This window comes from Agromyces humi, assembly GCF_009720255.1.
Classification (GTDB): domain Bacteria; phylum Actinomycetota; class Actinomycetes; order Actinomycetales; family Microbacteriaceae; genus Agromyces; species Agromyces humi.
Map to the genome: position 1 here is coordinate 1 of NZ_WJSP02000129.1, position 9,192 is coordinate 9,192.

General features: G+C 71.8%; 11 protein-coding genes. 5 read left to right on the top strand and 6 right to left on the bottom strand.

Translation table 11 applies throughout. From position 1 onward, the window contains the following. Positions 1–117: 117 nt before the first annotated feature. Complete coding sequence (locus GH736_RS11770) at positions 118–588, bottom strand: DUF7134 domain-containing protein (protein WP_159603452.1); 471 nt, start codon at positions 586–588, stop codon at positions 118–120. Positions 589–592: 4 nt separating this feature from the next. After that, positions 593–1,264: a DUF2306 domain-containing protein gene (locus GH736_RS11775; RefSeq protein WP_159603454.1), complete on the bottom strand. Its 672-nt coding sequence runs from the start codon at positions 1,262–1,264 to the stop codon at positions 593–595. 142 nt (positions 1,265–1,406) lie between these two features. Between GH736_RS11775 and GH736_RS11780 the strand changes: the two genes are divergently transcribed. After that, a complete protein-coding gene (locus GH736_RS11780) occupies positions 1,407–2,024 on the top strand; it encodes a histidine phosphatase family protein (protein ID WP_159603456.1) in 618 nt (205 codons plus the stop codon). A 4-nt stretch (positions 2,025–2,028) separates the two neighbouring features. Here the strand turns inward: GH736_RS11780 and GH736_RS11785 are convergent, their stop codons facing one another. Further along, complete coding sequence (locus GH736_RS11785; RefSeq protein WP_159603458.1) at positions 2,029–2,724, bottom strand: TetR/AcrR family transcriptional regulator; 696 nt, start codon at positions 2,722–2,724, stop codon at positions 2,029–2,031. Positions 2,725–2,800: 76 nt separating this feature from the next. Here GH736_RS11785 and GH736_RS11790 point away from each other — a divergent pair, with 76 nt between their 5' ends. Together GH736_RS11790 and GH736_RS11795 are read left to right on the top strand one after the other, a co-directional pair. Next, a complete protein-coding gene (locus tag GH736_RS11790; RefSeq protein WP_203230740.1) occupies positions 2,801–3,823 on the top strand; it encodes an NAD(P)-dependent alcohol dehydrogenase in 1,023 nt (340 codons plus the stop codon). A gap of 43 nt (positions 3,824–3,866) precedes the next feature. Beyond that, positions 3,867–4,397 carry a hypothetical protein gene (locus GH736_RS11795; protein ID WP_159603460.1) on the top strand — a complete coding sequence of 177 codons (531 nt, stop codon included), beginning with the start codon at positions 3,867–3,869 and terminating at the stop codon, positions 4,395–4,397. Positions 4,398–4,478: 81 nt separating this feature from the next. Here GH736_RS11795 and GH736_RS11800 read toward each other — a convergent pair whose 3' ends face one another. Continuing rightward, positions 4,479–5,744 carry an endonuclease/exonuclease/phosphatase family protein gene (locus tag GH736_RS11800; protein ID WP_159603462.1) on the bottom strand — a complete coding sequence of 422 codons (1,266 nt, stop codon included), beginning with the start codon at positions 5,742–5,744 and terminating at the stop codon, positions 4,479–4,481. A gap of 179 nt (positions 5,745–5,923) precedes the next feature. Here GH736_RS11800 and panD point away from each other — a divergent pair, with 179 nt between their 5' ends. Next, on the top strand, positions 5,924–6,340 hold the full coding sequence (gene panD, locus GH736_RS11805; RefSeq protein ID WP_159603464.1) for an aspartate 1-decarboxylase: 417 nt from the start codon (positions 5,924–5,926) through the stop codon (positions 6,338–6,340). Positions 6,341–6,387: 47 nt separating this feature from the next. Here panD and GH736_RS11810 read toward each other — a convergent pair whose 3' ends face one another. Beyond that, entirely contained in the window at positions 6,388–6,834 is a 447-nt protein-coding gene (locus tag GH736_RS11810) for an SRPBCC family protein (RefSeq protein WP_159603466.1), read from the bottom strand. Beyond that, positions 6,831–7,799, bottom strand: coding sequence for a helix-turn-helix transcriptional regulator (locus tag GH736_RS11815; RefSeq protein WP_159603468.1), 969 nt, complete (start codon positions 7,797–7,799; stop codon positions 6,831–6,833). The genes GH736_RS11810 and GH736_RS11815 overlap by 4 nt, the downstream gene beginning before the upstream one ends. A 63-nt stretch (positions 7,800–7,862) precedes the next feature. Here GH736_RS11815 and GH736_RS11820 point away from each other — a divergent pair, with 63 nt between their 5' ends. Then, the gene (locus tag GH736_RS11820; protein ID WP_159603470.1) at positions 7,863–9,008 is read left to right on the top strand and encodes an epoxide hydrolase family protein; all 1,146 of its coding nucleotides are present in this window, start codon (positions 7,863–7,865) and stop codon (positions 9,006–9,008) included. Positions 9,009–9,192: the final 184 nt, after the last annotated feature.

Below are 9,192 nucleotides of genomic sequence, written 5' to 3' on the forward strand. Positions count from 1 at the left end.
TGAAGGATGCGATCCCCCGCAAACCTGAAGATGTCGATCTGGTTCGGAAGCCTTGACGCAAGAGCTGGACCTGGGTCGTCCGGGCTTGCGATCAGCGTCGGGCCAAGGTTCTCCCAGTCAGTCCACGAGGCTGATGGTGGCGGCCAGCACGGCGGCCGCGCCGATGAGGTCCGCGAGGCTCGACGGGCCGTACGCGAAGGAGAGCGCCGACGAGCCCAGCACGAGGGCGGCGCCGCCCACCATGGCGCGGCCTGAGCCCCACCGCACCGCGGCGTAGACGAGCACGAGCATGGCGGCGGTCGCGACGAGCTCGGGATCCCCGCCCGTGATCACGGTGCACACCGATCCCAGCCCGAAGGCGATGGCCAGCATGGGGAGCGGATGCGTGCGGCGCCAGAGCAGCGTCGGCGCGATCGCGGTGAGCACGGCCGCCCACAGCCAGCGCCACGGCACCTCGGGGCGGCTCGCCGCCTCGATGACGGCCGCCAGGGGCACGATGGAGACCAGCGCCCAGTCGCGCCAGACACGCCGGGGCGGTGGCGGTGTGGCCGACGGCGCATCCCAGATCGAGCGGAGGGGGCTCGTCATGCCCTCATGATAGGCGTGCACCGACGGCACCCGATCGGCGAGGCGCAGCGGACGCGCGGCCGTCACGGGCACTGCGCCGGCGGATGACGACCTCCGCCACGGCGAGGTTGATCACCCATCCTGCACCCATGAGCACGGCGTGCATCGCCTGGCCGGGCGCGCCGAACGCCAGCGTCCACGGCAGGAAGGTGAGCACCTGCGTGCCGGCGCCAAGCCCGATCGCGTAGGCGCGGGTCATCCACGCGCTGTGAGTCGCGACGTCCCCGCGCCGGATGGCCAGGAACCCGACCACGATGAAGGTCGCCATCGCGGTGCCGAACCCGATGCGCATCGCGAACATGACCACGCCGTTCACCGCGGGGAGGGCGTAGAACAGCGTCATCCACAGCGCAGACAGGGCCGACAGGAGGCCGGCCGGAACGAGCACGCGCCCGGCGATGCGGTGCCAGCGGCGCCGGCGCAGCGACGGCGCGAACTGCAGCGCCCCGAGCACGAGGAACACGCTCGACGCCACGATGTGCACGACGACCGGAATCGGCGACTCGAAGAAGCGGGCATTCTCGGCGGTCACGGTGCCACCGCCGGCGAGCTCCGTGAGCCGCATGGACCCGGCGAGGACGGGCACCAGGCTGAGCGTGATCAACCCGGCGGGGGCGAGCCATTCCGACTTCTTCATGGCTCGATCGTCGCGGCACCGCCGCGCCGCCGCATCGGCCTCCGGGCCGGACCTCCCTCATCCGATCGGCCGAGGCACGCCCACGGGCCGCGGCCCGCCCCCACGCGGCATCCGCCCAGCGTGCGGCCCGTAGGCTGGAACGATGCTGCTCGCCCTCATCCGCCACGGACAGACCGACTGGAACCTGGCGCTGCGCATGCAGGGTCGCACCGACATCCCCCTCAACGCGACGGGTCGCGAGCAGGCTCGCTCGGCGGCGTCCGCGCTCGCCGCCGAGCCGTGGGACGTGGTCGTGAGTTCGCCGCTCAGCCGGGCACGCGAGACCGCGGAGATCATCGCGGCCGCCCTCGGCGTGCCACTCGGCGGCACCTACGACGAGCTCATCGAGCAGGACTTCGGCGTCGCCGAGGGCACCCACGTCTCGGAGCTGTACGTGCGCTGGCCCGACCGCGAGTGGGCCGGCAAGGAGCCCGACGACGAGGTCGGTGCGCGCGGGGTCCGCGGCCTCGAGCGCATCGCCAACGACCATCCCGGCGCGCGCGTGATCGCGGTGGCGCACGGCACGCTCATCCGGCAGACGCTCGCAGAGATCAGCGGGCACGAGGCGCGGCACTACCCGAAGCTCGAGAACGCGTCGTCGTCGTATGTCGACCGGTCGGATGCCGCGTGGCGCGTGCGCACCGTGGGCGGTGCCGACTTCGCCGTGGTGCTGCCCGACCTCGAGGCCGCTGCCGACGAGGCGGCGCGACTCGCCGGCTGAGGGCTCAGCCCCGGTGGCCGGCGCGTTCGATGCCGTCGAGGATGAGGTCGAGCCCGAACTCGAACTCGAACTGGTCGTCGCACCAGCCGAGCGTCGACTCGGGGTCGTCGTGGCGCACGACGGACAGCATCTCGGCGAGGTGGGGCACCTGGGCGGCCATCTGCGCCAGCTCAGCGGGGTCGCCCTGCCCGTCGTCGCCCCCGGTCTCGCCGAGCTCCTGCGAGAAGCCGAACATGCGGCTGCCGAGTGCATGCATGGCGTGATGGATGAGGTCGTACGACAGGCCGCCTGAGCGCAGGGTGCCGACGACCGAGTCGACATACCTCGCCGTCGTGAGGCCGAGGCCATGCCGGGAGTCCATCACGCCGGGAAGCCACGGATGCCGCACCATCACCTGCCGGGCGGCGAGGATGCGTGCCCGCAGCGCGGCCTTCCACTCGGCATCGCGGCCGGGCACGGCGAACCCGCCGAGGGCCGCCTCGACCTCGCCGAACACGAGGTCGACCACCCCGTCGAGGATCGCCTCCTTGTTGGCCACGTGGTGGTAGACCGACATCGCCTCGACGCCGAGCTGCTCGCCCAGGCGGCGGATGGTGAGGGCGTCGATGCCACCCGAATCGGCGAGGTCGACTGCCGTGCGCAGCACGCGGTCACGGGTGAGCGGCGCGCGGCGACCGGTCACCTGCCCTGTGGTCGACATCGCGGATCCTCTCGACAATTCCGTGATACGAGCGTACCTTACGTTGTAAGCCATACAGCGTAAGGTTGGAGCGACCATGAACGACGCGATGAACGACGCGACGCGCACGACCACCGCGGTCACGACCATGACGGCCGCCGTGCACCGCCGGTTCGGGCCACCCGAGGTGGTGCACCTCGAGCGGGTGCCGGTGCCTCGTCCGAAGGCCGACGAGCTGCTCGTCCGGGTGCATGCGAGCACAGTGAGCATCGCCGACCACCGCACCCGCAGCCGCGACCTGCCGAAGGGGCTGTGGCTCTTCGTCCCGATCGCGCTCGGCGTCTTCCGGCCGCGCAAGCGCGTGCTCGGCATGGACATCGCCGGCGTGGTCGAGTCGGTCGGCGACGACGTGACGGGCTTCGCCCCCGGCGACGAGGTCATCGCGATGCTCGGCGGAGACTTCGGCGGCCACGCCGAGTACGCCCGGGTTCCGCAGTCCAAGGCCATCGCACGGAAGCCGCGCAACCTCGACATGGGCGAGGCGGCGGCGCTCGTCTTCGGCGGGCACACCGCCCTCGCCTTCCTCGGCCTGGTGCCCATCGGCCCGGGCACCGACGTGCTCGTCAACGGCGCCTCGAGCGCCGTCGGCACCGCCGCCGTACAGCTCGCCGCGGCGCGGGGCGCGACCGTCACCGCCGTCTGCGGCGCACGCAACGTCGGGCTCGCCGCGGAGCTCGGTGCCACCCGAGTCATCGACTACGGCGCCGAGGACTTCACGCGAACACCCGGCTCGTTCGACGTCATCGTCGACTGCGTGGGCACCGCCACGTTCGAGCGGGTGGAGCACCTGCTGAAGCCCGGCGGCGCCCTGCTCCTCGTCATCGCCGACCTGTCGAGCATGAGCTCGGCCAAGCGGAACTCGCGCCGCAGCGGCAAGCTCGTCACGTTCACCGGCGGACCCGTCACCCATGACGACCTCGCCGGCCTCGTGCGTCTCGCCGAGGAGGGACGCTTCCGCCCGGTCATCGACCGCAGCTACGCGTTCGACGAGGTCGTCGAGGCGCACCGGTACGTCGACACCGGCCACAAGACCGGCAACGTGGTGCTGCGGATCGCCTGAGCGGCCTGCCGGCGGACGTCGCGGGCGGACGTAGAATGCGGAAATGGAGGCACCGGCCAGCACCACCCTGGTCGTCGTCGGTGACGAGGCGACGTCGGCCATCCACGCCCTCGAGGGGTTCGCCAACGTGCGCGCGGCGACCTTCGACGCGGCATCCGACGACGAGGTCGCCCGTTGGTCGGCCGCTGCGGCCGCGCCCTACGTGGTGCACGACCGCGACCCGCTCGGACACGTCGCCGCGGCCTGGGTCGAGTTCTTCGACGACCAGTCCACCTACGGCGTGCTCGAGCTCGAGATCGACCGTGCCGTGGAGGCGGCCGAGCGGCACGGCATCGCGGTCCCCGACTACTACGTCGTCATCCACCCCGAGACCCTGCCCGTGACGTGGAAGCACTGGTGGCTCGGCGTGCTCGCGTCGGAGTCGCCGACCCGCGTCATCCCGTGGCCCGACGCCGACGCCTCGCTCGCCGGGTTGCTCCGGCACCTCCCCACCGGCCGCGCGTGGCCCGACGTCGAGTCGTGGCTTCCCACCGTCGCAGGCGCCGTGCCCGACCGCATCGGGCTCGGCGGCTAGCGTCGAGGACGAATCACGGATGCCGCGGGCGCGATGCCCGCGGCATCCGCCATCTCATGGCGTGCGGCGCGAGGCCCCGGCTCAGGGGTGCACGCGAAGGTCGACCCACACCAGCCGGTGGTCGCTCGACGGGAACGGGAACGTGCCGGTGAGCGCCGAGAGCGGGTCGGCCCGCACGGGCCAGAACACTCCCGCGTCGAGCACCTTCAGGTCGCGGGACGGCAGCACGTAGTCCGCGCGCAGGTTGCCCGGCGCCGTGTCGGCGAAGTCGGCCGTGTCGTAGGCCGGGTCACCGACGTGGGTGAGGTTGGCGCCGCCCTGCAGGAGCGCGGCTTCGGGGCCGCCCGCGGAGGTCGGCAGCGGGTCCGTGATGCGCGGGTGGTCGAGCAGCTGGTCGATCGCGTGCTGCGTGGAGTCGCCGTCGACCGGGTCGGCGTTCTGGTCGCCGAGGATGACGAACGACTCGCCGGGCTTCAGCCCGCCCGTGACGCCCTCGTCGTCGCGGATGTAGCGCGACGCCTTCCCGGGCGTGACATAGTCGGCCCAGAACCGGATCTCGTCGTGGTTGCGCGTGCCGTTGCGGTCCTCGGGGCCGTCGAACGTCGGCGGCGTCGGGTGCGCGGCGAGCACGTGCACGGTGCTGCCGTTCACGTCGACCGGCACGTCCCAGTGCGACTTGCTCGAGAGGCGGAACACGTCGAGCTCCTCGGGGGAGTACCAGTCGGCCGGCGCCGCCGTCGTCGGGTCATCGGGCAGCAGCGCGCCGGGCATGTCCTTCCAGAGGAAGTGCTGGAACGTGCGCGCCTCGTCGTCGAGGATCGGGTACTTCGACAGCACGACCATGCCGTACTGGCCCGGGAACAGGCCGAAGCCGAACGAGTCGTCGCCGCCCGCCTGCGTGCCTGGCGCACCGACGACGCCGTTGTTGTTGAGGTCGAACCCGGTCGGCACGCCGGTGTTGGACGGGGCGACGAACGCGTAGGGATACTCGACGGCCTCGCCCGTGCCCTGCGCCACCTCGAGGTAGTTGTCGCGGAAGAGGTCGGCGGCGAGCCCGCCTTCGACGTAGTCGAACTCGTTGAGCAGCACGATGTCGGGGTTCGCATGCTGGATGATCTCGGCGACCGTCCTGGCCTGCGCGTTCGAGCCCGTGCTGAGGTCCCTGACGAGGTCGCCCTCGGCATTGCGGTTCAGCGACAGGTTGAAGGTGGCGACACGCACTTCAGTGGGGCCGTGGTGCTGCGGCGGCGCTGCGGCGGCGGGTGCGGCCGCGGCCATCACGGCGGTGGCCCCGATCAGCGTGGCGGCGGCCACGGCGGCGGTGGTGCGACGGGGTCTCGTGGACATGCGCTTCTCCTTCATCGGCCTCATCTGCGGTGTGCGACGCACCCCACGCTAGGCATCCGCGGTGACGACCGGAAGAACCCGGGGTGACCGGATGTCTCGTTCTCGGCGCCCGATCGAGCCACTCGTCGCGTGCCGTCACGGAGCGGCATCCGATCGGCCCGGCCGCTAGGCTCTCGGACGTGTTGCGCACCATGCTGAAGTCCAAGATCCACCGCGCCACCGTGACGCACGCCGACCTGCACTACGTCGGCTCGATCACGATCGACCGGGACCTGATGGATGCCGCGGAGCTGCTGCCCGGCGAACAGGTCGCCGTCGTCGACGTGACGAACGGGGCACGCCTCGAGACCTACGTGATCGAGGGCGAACGCGGCAGCGGCGTGCTCGGCATCAACGGCGCGGCCGCGCACCTGGTGCACGAAGGCGACGTGGTGATCGTCATCTCCTACGCCCAGTTCGACGACGCCGCGGCGCGTGCCTGGCAGCCCCGCATCGTGCACGTCGATCGCAGCAATCGCATCGACGGCATCGGGTCGGATGCCGCGGCGGCACCCGACGACGCGATCGAACTGCTGCGGCCTCCGCTCGCCGTCTGAGCCGCGGGCGGCGGGGCCGGCCGCGGCGGAGACCGGCGCGCGGACGGTCAGCGCTCCGCGTGCGCCTTGAGCGCGGCGAGCATCCGTTCGCTCTCGCTCGCGTAGCGGCCGACGATGATCGAGCGCACCGCGGCCAAGCGCCTCGGGATGCCGAGCTCGACCGTCCGCGTGACGCGCGCACCCGCGGCCGTCGCCGCGACGGACATCGAGACGGTGGCGTCGATGGTGCCGGCCGCGCGCGGCCGGAGCGTCATCGGCTGACGGAACGCGATGACGTCGGGTCGCGCGAGGGCGATCACGACGCCGCGACGGACTCCCGCGCGGCTGTGCTCGACGTAGGTCGTGCCCACGCCGACGGGCGGCGGGGAGACCTCGCTCGTGCCGTCGTAGTCGCCGGAGGGCGGCAGCCAGCCGTAGTCGTGGAGGTCGGCGATGAGGTCGAACACGACCTCGGGCGCGGCCGCGATGTCGAGGTGCCGCTCGATCGTCGTCATGCGTCCACCCTCCCACCTGCCGCGGCCCGCGCGTAGCGCTCGGAGAGGGTGCGGAGCAGCGGGACGAGCTCGGGGGGTGACTCGACGGTGAAGTCCATGTTCAGCATGCCGATGTAGGCGGCGATCGTGTCGAGCGAGTCGGCGCCGGTGACGAGCACGGAGGCGTCATCCCCGACGGCCTCGACCACGCCCACCGTCGGGTTGATGCGCGCGATCACGGCGGCCGCGGGGGCGGCGACCCGAAGGCGCGCGTGCACGTTCCACCCGCTCATCGCGATCGAGCGCATGGCGAAGGCGGTGTAGTCGCCGCCGGGCAGCGGTGCGGGGGAGAAGCGGCGGCGGGTCGGCATCCGCGGCTCGATCCAGTCGGCCCGGAAGACGCCCCACTCGCCCGAGACCGGGTCGCGCGCGACGAGGTACCAGCGCCGCTGCCAGCTGAGCAGCCGGTACGGCTCGACGAGCCGGGCCGTGCCGCGGTCGTCGAAGCGCAACCACTCCTCATCGCGGATGGCGGCGGCGATCGCGGCGAGCACGGCCGGATCGACCTCGGGATCGGGAGCATCCGTGCCGACGTTCTCAGGCGCGCGATCGACGACCGAGCCGATCGCCGCGACGGTGGGGCGCAGGCGCGAGGGCAGCACCTGCTCGAGCTTGGCCAGCGCGCGGGCGCTGGACTCGCCGATGCCCGCGATGCCCGTGGCGGCGCGCAGGCCGATCGCCACGGCGACCGCCTCCTCGTCGTCGAGCAGCAGGGGCGGCAGCTTGCCGCCGGCGCCCAGGCGGTAACCGCCGGCCGCGCCCCGCGTGGCGTCGACGGGGTAGTCGAGTTCGCGCAGGCGATCGACGTCGTTGCGGATGGTCCGCGTCGAGACGCCGAGGCGCTGCGCGAGCTCGGTGCCGCTCCAGTCGGGTCGTGACTGCAGCAGCGAGAGCAGGGCGAGCAGGCGTGCGGCGGTATCCGACATCTCCTCCACCTTTCCCGGCTATTAGGAACTCAACGTGCCTATATCCACCGTACCGTCGAAGACATGACGAACACCACCGCTTCCACCGACATCCGCCCCTTCCGCGTCGAGGTCGACCAGGCCGAGCTCGACGACCTCATGGAACGGCTCGCCCGCACGAGGCTCCCGCAGCCGGCCCCCGTCGACGACTGGGATTCCGGCACCCCCAACTCCTACCTGCGCGACGCCGTCGAGCAGTGGCGCACCAGCTACGACTGGCGCGCCGAGGAGACCCGCATCAATGCCGTGCCCCACTTCATCACCGAGGTCGACGGGCAGCCGATCCACTTCATCCACGTGCGCTCGCCGCATCCGGACGCCACGCCCCTCATCCTCGCGCACACCTACCCCGGGTCATCCGTCGACTACCTCGACATGATCGGGCCGCTCGTCGACCCGGTCGCCCACGGCGGCCGTGCCGAGGACGCCTTCGACGTCGTGATCCCGGATGCCCCGGGCTACGGCTTCTCGAACCCGGTCACAGAGACCGGCTGGACGATGGCCCGCGTCGCTCGCGCCTACGACGAGCTGATGCATCGGCTCGGGTATGCCGAGTACGGCATCCACGGCTCCGACAACGGCGCCCTCGTCTCCCGCGAGCTCGGCCTGCAGCGCCCCGAGGGCTTCCTCGGCCTGCACGTGCTGCAGCTCTTCTCGTTCCCGTCGGGCGACCCCGCCGAATTCGAGCGCTTGGAGCCGCAGGACTACGCAGGCCTCAAGCACATGCAGTGGTTCCAGTCGGTCGGCGGCTACAACACCATGAACGCCTCACGACCGCAGACCGTCGCCGTCGGACTCAGCGATTCACCGGTGGCGCTCCTCGCCTACAGCGAGCTCTTCAACTCGTTCGGCAACGGCACGTCGCTCGTCCCGCTCGAGAAGATCCTCACCGAGGTCACCGTGAACTGGTTCGCGAATGCCGCCGCGGGCATGAGCCGCAGTTACCTCGAGAACGCCCGCGTCGAGGCCGAGCCGCAGGTGAACGCCTCGCCCACCGGGGTGGCGGTCTTCAAGGACGACTTCCAGACGATCAAGGTGTTCGCCGAGCGCGACAACTCGAACATCGTGCACTGGAGCCGGTTCGAGGAGGGCGGCCACTACGCGGCGATCGAGCGGCCTGAGCTCGTCGTCCGCGACATCCGGGCCTTCTTCGCGAGCCTGCGCGGCTGACCCTGCAGCCGGTCTGGAGGATGCCGCGGGCGAGATCTCGCGGCATCCGCTCACGTCAGGCGACGACGCGCGCGGGCGGGAGAATGTCGAGGGCGCGCTCGCGGACGCGGCCGAGTGCGTGCTCGATGGCACCGGTCGCGACGGCACCGGGCCCGAGGGTCGACGCCAGCACGTCGGGAGCGGT